Source organism: Actinomycetospora chiangmaiensis DSM 45062 (assembly GCF_000379625.1).
In the GTDB taxonomy this organism is placed as follows: domain Bacteria; phylum Actinomycetota; class Actinomycetes; order Mycobacteriales; family Pseudonocardiaceae; genus Actinomycetospora; species Actinomycetospora chiangmaiensis.
Window position 1 is genome coordinate 283,343 of sequence record NZ_KB903243.1, and the last position, 17,694, is coordinate 301,036.

Genomic DNA, 17,694 nt, shown 5'->3' on the forward strand with positions numbered 1-17,694 from the left:
CCTTCGCACGTCCGGGAGGGCGCGATCGGCCCGCTCGCACGCATAGATGCGTTCAGCGCGTCAGGTACCGCACGACCGCGAGGACCCGGCGGTGGTCGTCCGCGTGGTCGGTGAGGCCCAGCGCCTCGTAGATCCCCGAGACGTGCGCGACGACGGCCTTCTCGGTGATCCCGAGCCGCCGCGCGATCGCGGCGTTGCTGCGCCCCTCGGCGACCAGGCCCAGCACCTCGCGGCGGCGCACCGAGAGCCGTTCGACGCCGTCGTCGCGCCGGGCGAGCATGGCGGTGACGACCTCCGGGTCCAGGGCCACGTCCCCGTCGCCCACGCGGCGCAGGTCGCGGACGAAGTTCCCGACGTCGGCGACCCGCTGCTTGAGCAGGTACCCCACGCCCCGCGGGCGGGCGCCGAGCAGCTCCAGGGCGTACTGCCCGTGCACGTGCTGGGACAGCACGACGAGCCCGACGTCGGGCCGCACGGCCCGGACCCGGAGCGCGGCCCGCAGCCCGTGTCGGTGCCGTCGGGGGGCATGCGGATGTCGGTGAGGACGAGGTCGGGGGCGAGCCGCAGCGCGCTGTCGACCACGGCCGGGGCGTCGGCGACGGCCGCGACGACGTCGAACCCCTCGCGGCGCAGCACCAGGGACAGCCCCTCGCGCAGGAGCGCCTCGTCCTCCCCGATCACGACCCGCACGGGAGCTCCGCCACCAGGGTGGTCCCCCGCCCGCCGGGGCTGTCCACCGTGAACCGGCCGCCGAGCGCCTCCACCCGGTCCCGCAGCCCGCGCAGCCCGGTGCCGCCGGCCGCGGCGGCCCCGCCGCACCCGTCGTCGTGCACGGCGACGCGGAGCGTCCCGCCCGCGCGGTGCAGCCCGATCTCGAGCACCGCCGCCCCCGCGTGCTTGACCGTGTTCGCGATGGCCTCGGCGACGACGTGGAAGGCGGTGCCCTCGACCGACGGCGGCAGGCGCGCCCCGTCGGTGTCGTCGGAGACCGAGAGCGAGGCGCGCAGCACCGTGCGGGCGAGCATCTCCTCCACGGCCGCACCCAGTCCCCGCTCGATGAGCAGGGCGGGCATGACCCCGGCGACGATGAGGCGGACCTCGGCGGCGACCTCGTCGACGTCCCGCCGGAAGGCCTCGAGGTCGGCCTCCGCCGCCCGCGCCGTGCCCGCCCGCAGGGCGAGCAGGACGAGCCGGCTCTGCAGGCGGTCGTGCAGGTCGCGGGCGAGGCGGCGCCGTTCGCGGTCCCCCGCTTCCACCAGCCGTGTGCGTGACTCCCGCAGCTGCTCCTGCTCGGCGAGCAGCCGGGCGGTCAGCCGTTCCCGGTCCACCGCGATCGCCACCACGCGACCCGCGGCCCGGACCGTGTCGGGGTCGGGCTGCAGGGACGGGTCGTGCACGATCGCGCCGACCGGTCGGCCCGCCAGTTCGATCGGGACGAGCTCCCGGGCGTCGGGGACCGCGATGGGACGCCCCGCGCCGTCCACCCAGGCACCGCCCGCGTCCGGGAACACCACCCGCAGCGACGGGTCCCCCAGCACGCGGGCGAGGGCGGGCCCGACCTCGCCGCGGCGACGCTCGGTGCTGCCCAACCACACCCCGAGCTCCTCGATCGCCACGGTCCGGGCGAAGCCGCCGAGTGCGACCCCGGTGGCGAACGCGACCGGCACGCCGGCCAGGGCGGACACCTGGAACCAGTCGACGATCCGGGGGTCCACCGCCGTCACGCGGTAGAGGTTGCCGGCGACCACCACGGCGACGACGGCGCCGCCGCCGTAGAGGTAGAGCGGCGCGAGGACGGTGCGGTCGGCGGCCGGCGCGGCCCGCAGCCGCCGCGCCAGCAGGAACGCCGTCCCGAGGATCACGACGAACGCGCAGGTGGCGTTGACCGCCCGGCCGGCGAACAGGAGGTCCGGGCGGTCGGCGACCGCGAACGGCGACGCGGGCGAGAACAACCAGACCGGAGCCTGCAGCACGACGGTGGTGACGTACCCGCCGGCGACGAGGGCCCGCGGACCCGGCTCGCGTAACCGGCCCGAGGGGAAGGACAGCAGGACGTGCAGCAGGATCGCCACCGGCACGGTCGCGATCACGATGCCGAGGCCCACCAGGACGGGGACCGGGGTCGCCGCCAGCGCACAGAGCAGCCACACCCCGCCGCCCGCGCTCAGCAGCGGCCCGATCCGGCTCCCCGGACGTCGGGACCACGCCACCAGCCCGGCCCCGAGGTAGATCCACGCCGTGAGCACGTAGGAGAGGCCCGACGCCGCGTCCGGCCACGGCGCCGGCAGGATCAACAGCGCCACCACGATGCCGCCGACCAGCCCGAACGCGCCGATCTGCCCCAGCGCCGAGGTCGGCGCGCTGCCGACCGGTGTCCGCACCGCCGAAGGTTGACAGACCGTGGTTCTCCCGGTCCACGCCGACGGGACCCAGGTCCCCTCCCGATCGGGGGCCGGAGTCCCTCGTCCGATCCCGCCGGCGGCGTCCCGCGACGCCGGATCCGACCCGCCCACACCGGACACCCACGTCCGGACGGGCACGATCCGCCCGTGCGTGTCGCTCCCCTGCTGACCTCCGTCGCGCTCGCGGCGGTCCTGCTCACCGCCTGCTCCGCTGCGCGGGCCCCGACGTCGTCCGGGGCGGACCCGACCTCGACGGACGCGCGTGCCGCCGCCGCGCCGCCCTCCGGCGCGCTGCGGGTCGAGCGGGTCGCGGCGGGGCTGGACAAGCCCTGGGACGTGACCTGGGTGCGGGGCCGCATGCTCGTCACCGAGCGCGCGGGCGCCCTCGCCACCGTCGCCGACGGCCGCGTGCGGCCCGTCCGCGCCGACCTGACGAGCGTGTACGCCCGCGGCGAGGGCGGGCTCATGGGCCTGGCCGCGTACCCCGACGACTCCGGCCGGTTCGTGACCTGCCAGACCCACCAGGAGGGCGGCCGGCCCGTCGACGTCCGGGTGGTCGCGTGGCAGCTCTCCGCCGACGGGGCGAGCGCGACCCGCACGGACGACCCGCTGGTCGGGGGCCTGCCGCTCAACCCGTCCGGGCGGCACTCCGGCTGCCGGCCCACCTTCGGCCCCGACGGGGCGCTGTGGATCGGGACCGGCGACACCGCCCGCGCCACGATCCCGCAGGACCGCACCGCGCTCGGCGGGAAGGTGCTGCGCGTCGACCCCGTGACCGGCGGCCCGGCGGCCGGCAACCCGTTCGCGTCGTCGGGCAGCGCCGCCGAGCGCCTCGTCTCGGGCTACGGGCACCGCAACGTGCAGGCGGTCGCGTTCCAGCCGGGCACCGGCACCGGGTGGAGCGTCGAGCACGGCCCCGACGTCGACGACGAGGTCAACGTCGTGGTCCCGGGCGGCAACTACGGCTGGGACCCGGCCCGCGGCGGTGAGACCCCCGGCGGGTACGACGAGGGCGTCCCGATGACCGACCTGCGGCGCCACCCCGACGCGGTCCCGGCGGCGTGGAGCTCGGGCGACCCGACGATCGCCACGAGCGGCGGCACCTTCGTCTCCGGCCCGGCGTGGGGCGACCTCGACGGGGTCCTCGCGGTGACCGCGCAGAAGGGTGAGAAGCTGCTCATCATGCGTCCCGGAACCGGTGCCGACGCGCAGCGCATCGTGTCGGTCTCGACCCCGCCGGAGCTCGACGGCGAGTTCGGCCGGCTGCGCGGTGCGCGCGTCGGTCCCGACGGTGCGCTCTACCTGACCACCGACAACGGGAACGACGACGTGGTCCTGCGCGTCACCCGAGGGTGACCCGGCCCGCCTGGTGGGAGGAGGGGCCCGGCCCGGACGGCGGGCGCCCCGGTCCCTCCCGTCCGCCGGGCGGTCGTCCCCCCGTTCCCGACGGCGGGTCGGCGCGGCCCGCCGGGCCCCGCCCGGCTCCGACCGCGCGCTACGACGGGCCGCCCGGCTGGAACGTGCCACCCGGGCCGCCGGTCCCGCCACGCGGCGGGCCGGCTCCCGCGCCGCGTCGCCGGCCGCCCTCCCGGTGGCGGGCACCCGGCGCCGAGGCGGTCGTCGCCGCGGTGGTGGTGGCGGGCCTCGTCGGCGTGGTGCTCTTCCCGGAGGCGCTGGGGCTCGACGAGCGCTCCCCCTTCGTGCAGGTCGTCGCCTTCCGCCCGCAGCTGACGACGATCGCGTTCGTCCTCGCGCTGCTCGCGGCGTTCGGCGCCTGGCGGCGGGCGGCCGCCGGCACCCTCGTGGTCGCGCTCGCGGTGGGCCTCGTGAGCGGGATCGGCGCCGCGGACGTCGTGCGCCGCACCGCCGGGTCGGCCACGGTGGCCGGGACCTCCGGCGGGCTCGTCGTGCTGGCGCTCAACACCTACACCGGCCTGGCCGACGCCGACGACCTCGCCGCCCTCGTCCAGGCGCGCGACCCCGACCTCATCTCGCTGCCCGAGGCCCGCGGTGACCTGCGTCGACGCCTCGAGTCGCGGCTCGACGAGGGGCAGGGCGGCTCGGGGTACCGCGCCTACTCGGCCGACGACGCCGACGACGCCTCCGGGATGACCGTCTTCGTCCGGTCCTCCCTGGGCCGCCCGACCGTCGTCCAGGACCGCGAGGGGACCTACCCGGCGATCGTGGTGGACCTGCCGCGGTCCGCGCCCGGCGTGGCGGCCGGCCTGCGGTTCGTGGCGGACCACCCCCGGTCGCCGAAGCCCGGCGACACCAACGGCTGGGTCCGCGACGTCGGGCGCCTCGCGCAGTGGTGCGACGCCGGCCGGCCCACCGTCATCGCGGGTGACATGAACGCGACGGCGGACCACGCCCACTTCCGGTCGTCCACGGCGAACTGCACCGACGTCGCCGCGGCGACCGGGGACGGCGTCACCGGCACCTGGCCGTCGTGGGTCCCCGCGTTCCTCGGCGCCCAGATCGACCACGTGCTGGTCACCGGCGGGCCCCGGCCCCTCGGGTTCGAGATCACCCCGGTCGGCGGCACCGACCACCGGGCGGTCCTGGCCCGCATCGGGCCGGGCTGAGCCCGCCGGTCAGCGCACGCGCTGCGCGGCGTGCGTCGGCCGGAGCGACCCGAGGGCGCCCGGATCGCGCGGCGCGGGGACGACCGGCGTCGACGCGGCCGGCGCACCCGCACCCGCGCGCGGCTGGCGGGGCAGCCGGGGCGGCAGCTCGGGCTCCTGCACCCGGCGGGCGCTCTCCCGCACCGCGTCACGCGCGCCGGCCCGGGTGTGGGCCAGCAGGTCGTGCATCGCGGCGGCCATCGGCCGCGGCAGCCGCGAGGACGCGGCGACGCGGGCCAACGGCTCGAGTCCCGGCCCCGCGTCACGCAGCAGGGCCGCGACCTGCGCCTCGTCCCGTGGGGGCGTCGCGACGATGCGACGGCCGAGCGCCGTCTGCCACGTGCGGACCCGCTCGCTGAAGGCCGCCGAGAGGCGCTCCAGCAGCCGCGCCTCGACGTAGGTGCCCATGCGGCCGTCGATGGGTGGGAGGGCCTCGAGGCCACGGTCGTCGCCGCGGCGGAAGTCGTCGATCCACCCCACCCAGCTCGCGTACCCGCCGCGCGGGTCCGCGCCGGCCCCGCCCGGTCGTCCGGCGTCTCGTCCGGCGTTCATGCCGCTCTCCTCGCGCCGGATGGCCGGCTTCGCTGGATGTCTCACGAGGGGCCGGAGCCGCTCTCGTGTCCCGGTCGTCGTCGGGTAGGCCGAATCCGTTTCCCTACGGACGGGTAACGCGGTCGATATCGCCTGTTCGGCGGATGTTCGTCACCCACCGGCGCACCGAGGGGTCCGGGCACGCGGACGGCGGAGTGGGCACGCCGTCCGCGTGGCCAGGGCTCAGACCTTCACGACCAGCGTGTGCGCCACCATGTCGCCGAGGCGCTGCTTGCGCTGCGAGGTCGCCATGATGACGAGCCCGACGATGCCCGCGAAGGCCCCGTCGACGACGAGGAGCACCCACCGCAGGGCGCACTCGCCCAGCGTCGGCACGCCGCCGTCGGCCTCCCGGACGATGCGGAGGCCGAGCCATCCCATGCCGGGCGTCTGACCGTCGTGCGTCGAGGGCCACCACGCGTAGATGCCGAACGACCCGCCGAGGGCGACGACCCACACGACGAGGTTCACGAGCAGGGTGAGGACACCGAACCCGCCGTCGACCGCGGCCGCGAGGAACCCGCCGACGAGCGCGATGACGATCAGCGGGACGGCGAGGCACAGCGCGTCGAGCAGGTACTGGCCGACGCGGAGCCCGACGACCTCGACCGAACCCGGCGCCCCGGGCGGGACACCCTGCCCCGTCGGCGCGCCGTACCCGGCCGACTGCTGCTGGCCGGCCTGACCCGGCTGGCCGTACCCGGGCGCGCCGTACCCCTGCCCGTACGCCTGCTGGCCGTAGCCCTGCTGGCCGGAGGTCTGCTGGCCGTAGGTCTGCTGGCCGTAGCCCTGCTGGCCGTACGCCTGCTGCGCGGAGGCCGACGGGGCGTACCCCTGGCCGCCGGGGGCGCCGTAGCCGGGGGCGGGCGCGCCGTACCCCTGCTGGGGCGCGCCGTAGCTCGGCTGGGTGTATCCACCCGAGGACGGCGCACCGTGAGCGGGTTGGCCACCGGTCCCCGGACCGGTCGCCGACGCCGACTGCGCCGAGTAGTCGGCGGACGAGCCGTGGCCCGCCCCTCCACCCTGTCCGTCCGTCGACCCCGGGCCGTACGGAGCACTGTCTCCACTCATGCGCGGGATGATGCCAGCGGAGCGTGACGGCAGGGAGAGGTTTGTTCGGATCGTAGTCCGACCGCCACCCGTTCGGCCGCAGGCCGCCATCACTGAAGGGGTCGGAGCGGAGGTCCACCCCATTGCCTCGCGAGGCTACCCCGAGCGGAGCATGACACCGACCCCCGGTCGGGCGTTGAGTGGTCGATGGATGGACACCCCTCGGGCCGGGCGGTCAGACTGCGCCCCGGCACCCGGTACGCGGAGGGAGGCACACCCGTGCACCCGTCCGTGTCGCGCGCGCACCCGGTGGTGGCCCATCCGGCCTCCCGGGTCCCCGTGGCCCTCCCCCACCCGCGCGGCTCCACCGACGCGGACGACGCCGACGGTGCCGATGCCCCGGGCTGCATCGGCCCGGCGTGGATCGTCCGGGAGGTCACCCACGTGCCCGGGATCCTCCGCCTCGCGCACGGCCGGCTGAGCTTCCTGTCGAGCCGGGGCGTGGTCTTCGACGAGGCCCTGGACACTCCGGAACTCGAGGTCGGGCTGCCGTGGCGCGGCCGCGGCGGCATCCGGGTCACCGTCGGCGGCGAGTGCCTACGGGTCCACGTCGTGCGGCCGCCGGGGGCGGTGGAGCCGGGGGCCGCGTTCGTGGACGCGGTCGCCGACGCCTCCGGGCTGCCCGTCACGCGTGGCGACCTCGAGGCGGCCGCCGTGTGGCGGGCCCTGCTCGTCAGGGCGCGGGATCCCGAGGAGGCGCGGGTTCCCCGCCGTCGGGCGCCGGGACGACGTGGAGGCCGAGTTCGGCGAGGACCCGCAGCGCCCACGCCGTCGTCATGATCGCGTCGGCGACCTCCGCCGCCTGTTCCTGACCGCAGAACCCGGCCGTCCAGGCCACGTGCCGCGCGGCGTCCGCGAGCTCGGCCGTGAGGTCGGCGACGGTGGCGAGGACCCGGTGCGGGTCGGTCGAGGGGATCGACGCGTCCCCGCCGCACGCCACCGCCAGGACCTCGAGGCCCCGGACGAGCTGCGCCACGGCGACGGGGTCGGGTCGGGCCGGGTCGGTCGCCGACCGGTCGCGCGAGGCGCAGCGCGCGTCGGCGACTGCCGCGAGCGCGAGGGCCGGCAGTCCGCGCCACGCCGGGAGCTGTCCTCCCGCGCTCCACCCGTCCATCGGCGCCACTCCCTGGTCGGCCCGGCCGCGACGACTGCGCGGTCCTGCGGGGCGTCCCGGTCATCGCCGCGAGGGCGCCGGACGTTGCACCCTGTGGCCGGGACGACCGCCGACACCGACACACTCACTCGATCGGCGTAGCGCGGGCCACTCAGGAGCGTTCGGGCACCAGCTCGTCGGCGGTGCTGCGACGGGCCGGGGTCCCGGCCTCCTGCGGTGCCCGCTGGGCCGGGGCGGGCGGCGCGACGGGCGTCTGGCGCGGCGCCGGGCCGGCCGGGGCACCGGGAGCAGCGCCCGGCCCCACGGCACCGGGGCCGGGAGCACCGGGTCCCTGAGCGCCGGGCCGCGGGCCACCGGGGCCGGGAGCACCGGGGCCGGGGGCACCGGGCCTGGGGGCCCCGGGCCGGGGAGGACCGGGGACGGCACCGGGATGGGCCGCCCCCGGGGGGAACGGACGGGGCGGGAGCGGCCGCGGCGGGGGCGGCGGCACGAGCAGGTCGAGGAACACCCGGAGCGACTCGTCGATGGCCCGGGTCGCGGCCTCGTGCGCCTCGGGGCCGCCCGACACCGGGTCCGGCACCGCGTCCTCGTCCGCCGAGACGGCGGGGACGGTGCCCCGGGCCCCGCGGGCGAGCGCGACGAGGGCGTGCGCGCGACGGACCGGGTGGCGCGGCAGCGCGGCGACGTCGGCCGGGTCGGCCGCCCGCAGCAGCCGCGCGAACTCCCGCAGCGTGAACGTCGTCGGGAGGGCCTTCGGGACGTCGCCGAGCACCGTCGACCGGTGCTCGCGGGTCATGGTCAGCACGAGGTCGGCGAGCAGGACGTCACGGTCGGGCAGCTGGCGGGCCGCGAAGGCGGCGACGTCCGGGTGGTCGCGCCGCGTGGTGAGCTGCGCGCGGGAGTCGTCGTGCATGCCGTGCCCCCGCACCGCGGAGGTCCCGGCGCTGTGCACCGCGAACGCCCGCGCCCACGGCCCGAGCCGGGCGCCCAGCAGGAAGCGGGTGTGGAACTGCGCGAACGGCGACCGGCAGATGTTGCCGGTGCACACGAACAGCATCCGGAAGACCTCCGGCGACCCGTCCGTGCCCGCACTCATGCGGCGATCGTCCCAGGCCGCTGACCCGAACGCGAGTCCACCGCGCGGGGTCACGCCGCACCTGCCGCCCGGGTCATCGCCGGGCGCGCTGGAAGAGCTCGAGCTCGGCGACCACGACGACCACCTGCAGCGTCGTCGTGAGCGGGGCGAGGGCCGCGGCGGGACCGGGCCGCTCCTCGGCGTCGAGCCGGGCGAGCAGCGTCGCCGCGCGCTCCTGGAGGCCGCGGGCGGCGTCCGAGGTGCCGCGGAGCACGGCGACGTCGATCTCCTCGGTCGCGGACCACCCGGCGTCCGGGACTCCGCCCGCGACGAGCTCGGCGATCCGGCAGAGCACCCGGTGGATCGGATCGTCGTCCCCGGCGGCCTCGACGGCGTCGAGCGCCTCGGTGAGACCGTCGACCTCGGCGAGCAGTTCCTCGGACGGGGCGTCCTCCGCCGTGGCCATCGTCGGCGGCGCCACGACACCCGCGGCGCTGCGCGGCGCCGGGATGGCGACGGTCGGCGGTTCCAGGCGGGCGCGGGCCTCCCGGACGCACGCGACGAGGCCGACCCCGGATGCCTCGGTGTCGGGCCGGCGGGTGACCACGGTGCCGGTCAACGACGCTCCTTCTCGACGGGGTGGTGGGCACGGACGGGCCGCGCCCGACCGGGCGGGCGCGACGCCGCGCCCGGCCTACCGGTCCGACCGAGAGTAATCGCCCGACGTGGCGTCGCCAGCGACGAGGCAGAGCAACAGCCTCGCCCACCTGGAGCAGTGTCGACCGGAGAGAAGGCGGTGCGGCCCCCGGGATCAGCGCCGGACGGGGCTGCGGACCCCGGCGGGCGGCGACGCCGGCGCCGGTCGCGGCGCGGCCGGTCGCGGCGGCGAGGCGGCGCCGCGGGCCGCGGGCACGAGGCCCTCGGACGCCGCGTGCGCCCCGCGTCCGACGGGTCCGACGGGTCCGCCCTGCGGCGGCACGGCGCCGGCCGGCGCGTGCGGCGGCATCGGCACGGGTCCGTGACCCGGCACCACGGCGGGTGCGGCGGCCCGGGTGCGCGCGGCGGCCCGGGCCCGGCGGGCGCGGCGCGACTCCGAGACGGTGCCCGCGCCGGTGCGGTTGATGAGCGCGCGGCGGGTCTGCGCCGTCGTCGGACCGCGGAGCCGGCTCGCCACCATCGCGATCACGAAGGCGAGGCCGTTCACGGTCCCGAGGGTCAGCATGCCGACCTCGAGGACCTGCTCTGAGGTGACCTGGTCGCCCGGGTCCATCTTCCCGAGCTGCCCGCCGTAGGGCTGCGGCGTCGGCGGCGCGTCCTGCGCGCTCGCCACGCCCGCGAACCCGAGACCCGCCAGCACGAGCACGACCGTCGCCAGGAGCACGCGGCGCGCCCAGTCACGACCCGACATCCGTGTCCACCCTCTCCCCGAACTGTTCTGCCCGGGGATCGCTGCGCGGGGTGCCGACCGTTACCGGATCACGACCTTTTCGCGCTGTCGGAGGCCGGTTCGAGACCGTGCCGTGATCAGGTTCGGACATCGGAGGCGCAACCGTGCCCGGAAACGACACCGGGCACCGCCGGCCGGTGGCCGACGGTGCCCGGTGGGGCGACGCTCAGGCGCGCTGCGCCAGGTAGGAGTCCACGGTGTCGCGGTACTCGTCCTCGCCGACCCGACGGCCGAGGATGCGGCCCGCGAGCTCCCGCGAGAGCCGCGCGATGTCGGGCTGCAGGTCCGTGCGGAGCCGCGAACGCTCCTCGTCGAGCTCGCCGCGGCCTTCCGCGACGAGCTGCGCGGCCTCGTCGCGGGCCTCGGCGAGGACCTCCTCGGAGTGGCGACGCCCCTCCTCGCGGGCGGCGTCGCGGATGCGGGCGGCCTCCTCGCGGGCCTGGCCGATGCGGGTGCGGTACTCCTGGTCGGCGCGGCGGGCCTCGGCGCGGGCCTGCTCGGCGCGCTCGAAGGTGCCGTCGATGCGGTCGTGCCGCTCCGAGTACACCGCGTCGAGCCTCGGCAGCAGCGCCTTGCTGAGCACGAAGTACAGGATCGCGAACACCACGAGGCCCACGACGATCTCGTGGGGGATGGCAGTGAGCACGAAGTAGCTGCCGCTCGCCAGGACCATGGGACCCCTCTGCCGTCTTCCGTCGTCGTCCGGACGGCGGAACACGCCGGTCCGGGTGATGACAGTCTGTCGGATCCACGAGCGGGTGGCGACCCCGGGGTGTCGCGATCACCCGGATTCGCCGGTCACTAGGGTGACGCCCCTGGACCACCGCGCTGACCAGGAGAGGCTGGGCGCACATGGGTGACTACAAGGTCGTGACCGTCGGGACGGACGGCTCGTCGTCCGCGCGGAAGGCCGTCGTCCGCGCGGCCGAGGTGGCCGCCGACTCCGGCGCCCGTCTGATGATCATCTGCGCCTACGAGACCCGCGACGCGTCGTCGAACCGCAGCCAGGCCGAGGCGGAGCGCGCCCTCGGCGACGAGGCCTACAAGATCATCGGCGCGAGCCCCGCCGAGGAGACGCTGCGCAGCGCGCGGGACGAGGCCATCGGGGCCGGGGCGACCAACGTCGACACCGTCGCGGTGCAGGGCGACCCGACCGACGCCATCGTCGAGAAGTCCGAGCTCTACAAGGCCGACCTCGTCGTGGTCGGCAACAAGGGGCTCGCGAGCTTCGCCGGCCGCTTCCTCGGGTCGGTGCCGCAGGCCGTGTCCCGCAAGTCCCGCACCGACGTCCTCATCGTCCATACCGTCTGAGCCGTCCACACGGTCCGAGCCGTCCACACGGTCCGGGTCGTCCACGCCGTCCGAGTCGTCCGCACGGTCCGACGGCCCGCGGGCCGCTCACCGGGTGAGCGGCACCGCGCAGGCCGGGGCGTCGGGGTGCACGCCGACCAGCCGTGCGAGCGGCACCGACGTGAGTTCGCAGGCCAGCGCGTGCTCGAGGCAGCGCCGGACGGCGCGGTCGCGCGGCCTGGCCCGGGCCTCGGCGAGCCGCCGGGCGAGGCGCTCCGACCCGGTGAGCAGCGGGGTGATGCTGAGGCGGGCCCGGCCGAGGTCGGTCCGGCAGCGGCCCGCGACCGAGTCCCCCTCCCCGACGACGCGGACGTCGCAGTCCAGGTCGCCCGCCGGGTCCGCGTCGACCGCGGCCCGGAACACCGCGTTGGTCACGCGGTCCGCCGGGGCGGCGACGAGCTGCTCGAGCAGGGTCCGGCCTCCCCGGGCGCCCAGGACCTCGTCGAGGTGCCGCACGTCGAAGGTGAGCCGGCGCAGCCGGAAGTCGCCCGGCGCGGCGACCGCGAGCAGCTCCTCCACGGTGTCCGGGCAGGGGGCGCCGGGGCGGGCGGTCAGGTGCACCGAGGCGACGGCGGGGCCGCGGTCGTTGCGCGGGTCGATACCGCGCACCGACACCTCGGGGGCGTGGTCCTCCCCCTCGGCGCCACATCCGTGCTGCAGGAACTCGACCCCGGCGAGGACGTCCGGCCCGGGGACGCGCCGGGGCGCGGGGATCCGCGGGAGGGAGTCGTCCGACGCGCCCGAGCCGAAGCGGCGGGGTGCGAGGACGGCGAGGGGGTTGCGCATGATCACCGGACCCTTGACGTGAGCAGGATCACCCCAGTGTGCCAGAGTGACGCTGCTCATGTGGATCGGTCACGCGACCGGATCGGTGGTCCGCCCGTCCAGGTTCTTCTTCAGCTGCGCCAGGGTGTCCGCGAGCCCGGCGTCGATGCCCGGCCCGTCGGCCTTCTCGGTGTGGAGCGTGACGGTGACCGACGACGCGGTGTCGCCGACGGAGCGCACGAACAGCTCACCGTGGTAGCCGCTCGGGCGGTCGGCGCCCCAGCGCAGCGCCCGGGAGCCGGGGTCGCTGTGCATCCAGGCCTCCCCCTCGTAGCGCTCGCCCTCCACGACGGCGACGACGTGGACCGAGTCGCCCTCCGTCGCGCGGGCCGACTCCAGCCCCGAGAAGTACTCCGGGAGGTGGGTCACGTCGGCGAGGTAGGCGAACGCGGTCTCCGGGTCGGTCTCGAGGTGGGCGGTGTGCTCGTAGTCGGCCATCCCCGCGGCTACCCGGTGGCCGGGGTCACCACCACTCCGCCCAGCAGCCCCGATCCGGTCCCCACCCCGAGATAGGCGTCCACGACGACGGGTGCCGCGCCGGGTGCCGGGTTCCGGTCCCGTCCGGTACGGGCGTCGACCACCACCGGGCCGTTCACCGTCGTCCCGTACACCGCGCCGTGCCACGCGGTGGTGACGGCGGGGGCGACGCGGCCGGCCGCCGGCAGCGACCACAGCACCGCCCCGGTGGGCGCGTCGAGGGCGAAGGTCCGGTTCGACCCGGAGCACACCGCGGTCGCCGCCTCGTCCCATGTGCACTCCGGCGGCGCGGTGGCCGTGCCGAGGTCGACGGCGTTGCGGCTGCCGCCCTCGGCGTCGTAGACGGTGAGGAACGCCCGCGCCGAGGTCGCGCGGCGTCCCGCGACGGTGACCGTCGACGGCCCGGCCCGGTGCACGGACAGGGCGGTGGATCCGTCGTCGGAGGACCAGCGGCGGGCCCCGGTCAGCACGTCGAGACCGACCACCGACGACGGCGAGTAGCCCGTGCCGCCGCCCGGGGGCACCGCCGCTCCCACGACGACGGGCGCCCCGACCGGCGTCGTGCCCGCGACCGGCGTCCCGTCGGGGGCGCGCCCGTCGAGCACGGCACCGGCGAGCACCCCGTCGGCCACCCACAGCACGCGGCGGGCGTCGAGGTCGACCGCGACGCTGCTCCGGTGGGTCCCGGTCGACGCCGTGACCACCGCGACGCGCCGGCCGTCCCCGGCCGCGGCGACCCCGACGACGGCGGTCCGCACCGACCGCGGCGCCTCGCTCCACGGCAGCGGGGCCCCGACCGTCCACGCGAGCGTCGGGTTGGGTCCGCCCGCCTGGCTGCGGGGGACGGCGAGCAGCTCGAGGGCGAGGCCGGGCGGGGTGGTCCCGGACCCGGGCACCGTCGTGGCCGCGCCGGCCACGACGAGGCCGGCCGACGGCACGGGGCGCGGGGCGCCGTCCACCCAGCGGTCCGGCGGCAGCGGCACGGCGACGGTGGCGCCGGTGGAGTCGGCGCGCGACAACCCGCCGGAGTCCGCGAACCAGACCGTGGTGCCGTCGAGCGCGACGGGCAGCTCGGGGCGCGCGCCGTAGGAGCCGGTGAGGCTGCTGGACGTGCCCCGCAGGAGGGTGCCCGACGAGGGGCCGAACGCCGTCGGCGGGTCGAAGGCGGGTGGCGGCGCGGCTGGCGCGCCGCCCGAGCAGGCCGCCAGGAGCGTCGTCAGCACCCCGACGAGCAGGACCCCGACTCGGCGCACGCGACCAGCGTGGCAGCCGCCGCGGGTGCCCGGACGAGGAGGGTCAGCCCTCGACGATCTCCGACCGGCGGGCGGCCTGATCCAGCGACGGGCGGGGCTCGATGACCGGGAGCGGGCCGGTGGCCTGGGCCAGGCGCCGCTGGGCGCGCTGGATGCGGGCCGCCAACTCGGCGTCCTCGCGGGCGCGGACCCGGAGCTCCTTGCGCTCGGCACGGGACAGGCGGGGGACCTTCCCCGTCGAACCGTCCCTACGACCCCACAGCCCCATCTCGGCCTGCCTCTCACGCGTCCGACCTGGCCAGGCCCGCTCCCCGCAGCACGGCCGACGGACATTCTCCGCCCGCCACAGCGGGTCGGCGCCGTGAACCACCCCATCGTGTCGCAACCGTGACGTGATCCGGACGTCACCGAACGGCGACCTCCGAGGGGAACCGGACGGACGGAACGGCGCGGGACACCCTTCCCTCAGGGTCGCATGAGCGCCGCGGCGCGCTCCCCGAGCATCAGCGCCGTCGCCGCCGGACCGCGCCGCGGGACGACCGGCACCACCGACGCGTCGACGACCCGCAGCCCCTCGACGCCGTGCACGCGGAACTCCGGGTCGACGACGGCGGCCGGGTCGTCGGGCGCGCCGAGGGCGGCGCTCCCGCACAGGTGCGAGGACGTGGTGAGCGAGCCCGCGATCCAGGCGTCCAGCTCGGCGTCGGACCGGGGCCGTCGGGTCGCGAGCCCGCTCGCGGCGAGCAGGTCGTCGGCGAAGCGGACCACCGCCCGCATCCGGGCGCGGTCGAGCGCCGAGGCCAGGTAGTGGTGCTCGAGGCGGGGGGACCGGGAGGGGTCGGCGTCGACGAGGACGGACGACCCCCGGCTCTCCGGCTGCTGCAGCGCGCACATGAGGTGGCGCGGACCGCCCGGGGAGAACGGCCGGCAGAACAGCAGCACCTCGAGGTCGCCCGCCGGGTCCGCGGGGAGGGCGGGGTCGAGCGCACCCGCGTCGAGGTGCACCAGGGCCTGGGTGGACACGGCCTCGGGGTGCAGCGACTCGTCGTGGGGGAAGCCGAGGAACACCGACGGGTGGTCGCTCCAGCCGTGCCCGACGCCGGGCCGGTCCACGAGGACCTCGACGCCCGCCGCGCGCAGCTCGTCGGCCCGCCCGATGCCGGAGAGCGCGAGCAGCTGCGGTGACTTGACCGCCCCCGCGGCGAGCACGGTCTCCGCGGCCTCGACGCGCTCCCCGGCGGCGGTGACGACGCCGACCGCCCGCCCGCGCTCCACGAGCACCCGCGCGACCGGGGTGTCCCCGCGCACCGTGAGGTTCTCCCGGTCCAGCGCCGGGAGCACGTAGGCCATCGCCGCGTTGACCCGCACGCCGTGCACCGCGTTGGCCGGGACGAGCCCGACGCCGGGCGCTCCCCCGGCGTTCTTGTCCGGCTCCGCGGGCACCCCGAGCGACGCGGCGCCGCGCACCACGCGCTGCGTCAGCCCGGCGAGCAGCTCGTCGGCGGGCCGCTCGACCGGGACGGGCCCGTCGTGGCCGTGGGCGGGGCCGTCGAAGTCGTGGTCGTCCTCGCCCCGCACGTAGGCGGCGAGGGCGTCGGCCCAGCGCCAGCCGTACCAGCCGTCGACGTCCGCCCGGGTGGCCCGGACGTGGTTGGCGCCGTTGATGGCCGACGACCCGCCCAGGAGGCGGCCCCGCGCCGTCGTCGCGCGCCGCCCCGCGGCGAGCTCGGTGGGGAAGGCCCAGTTCAGGGCGTGGTCGTCCGCCGCGCCGCCGAGGGAGGCGACGTCGCGGACCTCGGGCGGGAACGACGCGGCGTCGGGGAAGGCGGGACCGGCCTCGAGCAGCAGGACCCGCCGTCGGGGGTCCTCGGAGAGCCGCCCGGCCAGCGCGCAGCCGGCCGAGCCACCCCCCACGATCAGTATGTCCCAGGCCACGCTCTCATCGTGGGGTCTGGGAGAGCCGCGCGCTCGGTCGTGCGGCCGCCCACTGCGTCACCTGGTCGTTGTTCACCGCGAACCAGAGGTCGTCGCCGGCCTGCCGGTCGAGGTAGACGACCGACTGCGGGCCCTCCATGCCGGTGCCGGTGGTGGGCACGGTGAGGAACTCGATGTTCGCCGGGCGCAGGTCGCGCAGCCCGAACACGAGCTCGGCGAGCCCGGTGTTCGACAGCGAGTCGTCCACGCCGACGTGCCGGGTCACGGAGTCGACGAGCTGGTAGGCGCGGGTCGGGCTGGAGAGCGTGCCCGCCGAGAGCGACTGCGAGATGAGGGCACGCAGGGCGTTCTGCTGGCGGCGCACCCGGTCGAAGTCGCCGCCCGGGAGCTCCTTGCGCTGCCGGACGTACGCGAGCGCCTGGGCCCCGTCGAGGTGCTGCGGCCCGGCGGGCACCGTGATGCCACCGAAGTCGGTGGTCTGGCCGACGTTGACGTCGATGCCGCCCGCGGCGTCGGTCATCTGCTGGAACCCGGCGAAGTCGATGACCGCGAAGTGGTCGACGCGGACCCGCGTGAGCTGCTCGACGGTGGTGATGAGCAGCGACGGGCCGCCGAAGGAGTACGCGGCGTTGATCTTGTTCTTCCCGTAGCCCGGGACGTCGACCCACGAGTCGCGCGGGATGGACACGACGCTCGCGCTGCGGCCGTCGTCGGCGACCGTCGCGAGCATGATGACGTCGCTGCGCTGGGCGCCGAAGACGAAGTCGGGCGCGGTGGCGTCGCGCCCGGTGGTGGGGTCGGGCGAGCGGGAGTCGGTGCCGACGAGCAGGAACGTCTGGCCCGCCTTCCCACCGGGTCGCGACGACGGGTCGATGTTGGCGAAGACCGACGGGTACCGGCCGACCTGGTCGCCGAGGCGGTTCGTCACGAGCACGATCCCGGCGGCGGCCAGCAGCACGAGGACGAGCACCCCGACGAGGACGTAGACCAGGGCCCGCAGGCCACGGCGGCGCCGCGCACCCGGCGTCTCCGGCGGCTCCGGTTCCCCGGTACGGAGCAGTGCGTCGACGCTCATGTCATCCCTCGTGTCCTCGTCCCCCCGAGCGGCCCGGCGTCACCGGGTCGTGTGAACGCTGTCGGGCGCCCGGCGGCAGACGTTACTCCGCGTAGCCCGTTCGGCCCAGTGCCACTCGCACGTTCCGTGGCGATCACTCCCCGGTGCACGCTCGTCGCTCCCCGTCGACCGTCGATCGCCGCCGGTTCGTCCGGTCTGCGAGGACCTCGTAACCTCCTCGGCGTGAGCGCTCCCGAACGCCCCGAGGCCCCTGACGTCGACGTGCTGACCCGGGTCCTCGACGGCCTGCGCTCGCTCCCGGAGCAGACGCGCCGCCTCCCCGCCGACGACACCGCGCCCGCCCCCGAGGCCACGCCGGTGCCGCTCCCCCGGCGCCGCTGAGATCCCTCGCCCGTCGATGTCAGCGGTGGCACACG

The 17,694-nt window shown here is 76.9% G+C and carries 19 protein-coding genes and 1 pseudogene; 4 read left to right on the forward strand and 16 right to left on the reverse strand.

From position 1 onward, the window contains the following. Positions 1 to 52: 52 nt before the first annotated feature. The 3 genes and pseudogenes from A3CO_RS35050 to A3CO_RS0120860 form a co-directional block, all read right to left on the reverse strand. Positions 53 to 475, reverse strand: coding sequence for a LuxR C-terminal-related transcriptional regulator (locus tag A3CO_RS35050; protein ID WP_018334190.1), 423 nt, complete (start codon positions 473 to 475; stop codon positions 53 to 55). Positions 476 to 582: 107 nt separating this feature from the next. After that, positions 583 to 690, reverse strand: a pseudogene (locus A3CO_RS40250) (DNA-binding response regulator); the annotation flags it as partial. Beyond that, positions 678 to 2,381 (reverse strand): sensor histidine kinase, encoded by a 1,704-nt coding sequence (locus tag A3CO_RS0120860; RefSeq protein WP_018334191.1) that lies wholly within the window; start codon positions 2,379 to 2,381, stop codon positions 678 to 680. The gene A3CO_RS0120860 and the pseudogene A3CO_RS40250, both read right to left, overlap by 13 nt. Positions 2,382 to 2,549: 168 nt before the next feature. Between A3CO_RS0120860 and A3CO_RS0120865 the strand changes: the two genes are divergently transcribed. Together A3CO_RS0120865 and A3CO_RS0120870 are read left to right on the forward strand one after the other, a co-directional pair. Beyond that, on the forward strand, positions 2,550 to 3,758 hold the full coding sequence (locus A3CO_RS0120865) for a PQQ-dependent sugar dehydrogenase (RefSeq protein WP_018334192.1): 1,209 nt from the start codon (positions 2,550 to 2,552) through the stop codon (positions 3,756 to 3,758). Then, positions 3,755 to 4,987 (forward strand): endonuclease/exonuclease/phosphatase family protein, encoded by a 1,233-nt coding sequence (locus A3CO_RS0120870; protein WP_018334193.1) that lies wholly within the window; start codon positions 3,755 to 3,757, stop codon positions 4,985 to 4,987. The genes A3CO_RS0120865 and A3CO_RS0120870 overlap by 4 nt, the downstream gene beginning before the upstream one ends. Before the next feature lie 9 nt (positions 4,988 to 4,996). Here the strand turns inward: A3CO_RS0120870 and A3CO_RS0120875 are convergent, their stop codons facing one another. The 7 genes from A3CO_RS0120875 to atpF all read right to left on the reverse strand — a co-directional run bounded on the left by A3CO_RS0120875 (position 4,997) and on the right by atpF (position 11,036). Next, positions 4,997 to 5,578, reverse strand: a complete 582-nt coding sequence (locus A3CO_RS0120875; RefSeq protein ID WP_018334194.1) for a hypothetical protein — start codon at positions 5,576 to 5,578, stop codon at positions 4,997 to 4,999. 222 nt (positions 5,579 to 5,800) lie between these two features. Further along, the gene (locus tag A3CO_RS36150; protein WP_018334195.1) at positions 5,801 to 6,688 is read right to left on the reverse strand and encodes an RDD family protein; all 888 of its coding nucleotides are present in this window, start codon (positions 6,686 to 6,688) and stop codon (positions 5,801 to 5,803) included. A gap of 712 nt (positions 6,689 to 7,400) precedes the next feature. Then, complete coding sequence (locus A3CO_RS0120885; protein ID WP_157647740.1) at positions 7,401 to 7,841, reverse strand: hypothetical protein; 441 nt, start codon at positions 7,839 to 7,841, stop codon at positions 7,401 to 7,403. 151 nt (positions 7,842 to 7,992) lie between these two features. Beyond that, positions 7,993 to 8,937, reverse strand: coding sequence for an arsenate reductase/protein-tyrosine-phosphatase family protein (locus tag A3CO_RS36155; protein ID WP_018334197.1), 945 nt, complete (start codon positions 8,935 to 8,937; stop codon positions 7,993 to 7,995). Positions 8,938 to 9,010: 73 nt separating this feature from the next. Then, complete coding sequence (locus A3CO_RS0120895; RefSeq protein WP_018334198.1) at positions 9,011 to 9,535, reverse strand: hypothetical protein; 525 nt, start codon at positions 9,533 to 9,535, stop codon at positions 9,011 to 9,013. A 192-nt stretch (positions 9,536 to 9,727) separates the two neighbouring features. Further along, positions 9,728 to 10,324, reverse strand: coding sequence for a hypothetical protein (locus A3CO_RS37620; protein WP_018334199.1), 597 nt, complete (start codon positions 10,322 to 10,324; stop codon positions 9,728 to 9,730). A gap of 205 nt (positions 10,325 to 10,529) precedes the next feature. Further along, positions 10,530 to 11,036 carry a F0F1 ATP synthase subunit B gene (gene atpF / locus A3CO_RS0120905; RefSeq protein ID WP_018334200.1) on the reverse strand — a complete coding sequence of 169 codons (507 nt, stop codon included), beginning with the start codon at positions 11,034 to 11,036 and terminating at the stop codon, positions 10,530 to 10,532. 179 nt (positions 11,037 to 11,215) lie between these two features. Between atpF and A3CO_RS0120910 the strand changes: the two genes are divergently transcribed. Further along, the gene (locus A3CO_RS0120910) at positions 11,216 to 11,674 is read left to right on the forward strand and encodes a universal stress protein (protein WP_018334201.1); all 459 of its coding nucleotides are present in this window, start codon (positions 11,216 to 11,218) and stop codon (positions 11,672 to 11,674) included. Positions 11,675 to 11,761: 87 nt separating this feature from the next. Here A3CO_RS0120910 and A3CO_RS0120915 read toward each other — a convergent pair whose 3' ends face one another. The 6 genes from A3CO_RS0120915 to A3CO_RS0120940 all read right to left on the reverse strand — a co-directional run bounded on the left by A3CO_RS0120915 (position 11,762) and on the right by A3CO_RS0120940 (position 17,278). Continuing rightward, positions 11,762 to 12,499, reverse strand: coding sequence for a hypothetical protein (locus tag A3CO_RS0120915; RefSeq protein WP_157647742.1), 738 nt, complete (start codon positions 12,497 to 12,499; stop codon positions 11,762 to 11,764). A 69-nt stretch (positions 12,500 to 12,568) separates the two neighbouring features. Then, positions 12,569 to 12,976, reverse strand: a complete 408-nt coding sequence (locus tag A3CO_RS38310) for an SRPBCC family protein (protein WP_018334203.1) — start codon at positions 12,974 to 12,976, stop codon at positions 12,569 to 12,571. Between the two features lie 8 nt (positions 12,977 to 12,984). Continuing rightward, complete coding sequence (locus A3CO_RS38315) at positions 12,985 to 14,268, reverse strand: hypothetical protein (protein WP_018334204.1); 1,284 nt, start codon at positions 14,266 to 14,268, stop codon at positions 12,985 to 12,987. Between the two features lie 43 nt (positions 14,269 to 14,311). Then, entirely contained in the window at positions 14,312 to 14,536 is a 225-nt protein-coding gene (locus tag A3CO_RS0120930) for a hypothetical protein (RefSeq protein ID WP_157647744.1), read from the reverse strand. A 197-nt stretch (positions 14,537 to 14,733) separates the two neighbouring features. Next, a complete protein-coding gene (mftG, locus tag A3CO_RS0120935) occupies positions 14,734 to 16,203 on the reverse strand; it encodes a mycofactocin dehydrogenase MftG (RefSeq protein ID WP_018334206.1) in 1,470 nt (489 codons plus the stop codon). A 4-nt stretch (positions 16,204 to 16,207) separates the two neighbouring features. Beyond that, complete coding sequence (locus A3CO_RS0120940; RefSeq protein WP_018334207.1) at positions 16,208 to 17,278, reverse strand: LCP family protein; 1,071 nt, start codon at positions 17,276 to 17,278, stop codon at positions 16,208 to 16,210. A 222-nt stretch (positions 17,279 to 17,500) separates the two neighbouring features. Here A3CO_RS0120940 and A3CO_RS38320 point away from each other — a divergent pair, with 222 nt between their 5' ends. Then, positions 17,501 to 17,659: a hypothetical protein gene (locus A3CO_RS38320; protein WP_018334208.1), complete on the forward strand. Its 159-nt coding sequence runs from the start codon at positions 17,501 to 17,503 to the stop codon at positions 17,657 to 17,659. Positions 17,660 to 17,694 lie beyond the last annotated feature (35 nt).